The organism is Duganella sp. SG902 (genome assembly GCF_013376005.1).
Classification (GTDB): domain Bacteria; phylum Pseudomonadota; class Gammaproteobacteria; order Burkholderiales; family Burkholderiaceae_D; genus Rugamonas.
Window position 1 is genome coordinate 1 of record NZ_JABMJK010000042.1, and the last position, 1,333, is coordinate 1,333.

Below are 1,333 nucleotides of genomic sequence, written 5' to 3' on the forward strand. Positions count from 1 at the left end.
TGACTAGTCCTGGAATAAGTTGACGGGTAACCGCCTTTTTCGTTACCCGTTAATTAAGCTCCAGCAAAGACGCCCGATGAACTGCATCGGGCGTTTTGTATTGTAGAGCGGCATGTAGCCGCTTGGTATTGTAGATTGCGATTGCTTGGCGAATCATGACCTCTGCCTGCTCCAGGTTCGCCGGTTTGCTGACAAGGAACTCGGTCTTGAGTATTCCATTGACCCGCTCGGCCAAGGCATTTTGGTAGCAGTCATATCCATCGGTCATTGAGCATACGATGCCATAACGTTGGTGTATTTGCTGGTAGGCTGTGGCGCAGTATTGAATGCCCCGGTCAGAGTGATGGATAAGACGGCAGTGGCTTTTGCGACACCGAAGGGCGTTCAGCAGGGCCGCCGCCACCCCATCGGTATGCAGGCTGGGATGCAAGTGATAGCCAACAATCTTGCGCGAATATGCATCCGTGACCAGGCTGAGGTAGCCGGTGGCTGTGGTTGTATCAATGTAGGTGATATCGGCCACCCAGAGCTGCTCGGCACAGGTCGGAGCGGGAGCTCCCTTGATCAGATTGGGGTGCTTGTGTAGATGATGCTTGGAGTCGGTCGTCTTGGTATAGCTACGCCGCCTCGGCACGAGTAGCCGGGTGCGCCGCAGCGTGTCAAACAAGCCATCTCGGCCTAACTTCACGCCGGCGGTGACGAACTGCTCCTTCAGCATGAGGTGCAGCTTGCGCCCGCCTACCCGAGGTTGCAAACGTCGTACATCACGTACCATTTCCGCCACCACGGCCGCCTTGCTTGCCCGCCCGATTTCAGCATGTAGGCGCTTGTAGTAGCTTTGGCGACTAATCCCGAACAACGCGCATATCCGGCCCAGGCTTAGGCCCTGTTTTTCTTTGAGGATTTGCGTTGTTCGGGCAAAGGCTTTTTTACGATGCCCACCCCATGCTCTTTGGCCAACACGTCCAACATAGTTTTGTAGACCAGCGACTCGTCCTTGGCCCGCGCCAGTTCCGCCTCAAGTTGTTTGATTCGCTGTTCCGGAGTCATAGGCGTAGCGCCGATCTCGGCTGGTTGATGACGTGCCAAAGCCATTGCCAGCGTACTCCAATCCTGCCGGCCAAGCTTACGTAGCCATACTAGCACCGTCGATCGGCCTTGGATGCCATACATGCGCTGCGCCTGCTTGTATGTCATTTCGCCTTTTTCCACGGCATCGACTACCCCTTGCTTAAAAGCCAGGGTGTAGTCGCTCTGAGTCCGCTTTCGTCCAGTTCCCATCTCGCTCTCCTAAGAAAAGGCGGGAAATGACAACTTAAACCAGGACGGGTCA

The 1,333-nt window shown here is 55.4% G+C and carries 1 protein-coding gene; it reads right to left on the reverse strand.

The genetic code is table 11. From position 1 onward, the window contains the following. Positions 1–49 precede the first annotated feature (49 nt). Positions 50–1,281, reverse strand: a protein-coding gene (locus FHW83_RS30375; RefSeq protein ID WP_373997291.1) for an IS3 family transposase whose coding sequence is annotated in 2 segments (ribosomal slippage) — positions 50–919 and positions 922–1,281 — 1,230 coding nt in all. Because the reading frame shifts where the segments join, the coding sequence is not laid out codon by codon here. Positions 1,282–1,333: the final 52 nt, after the last annotated feature.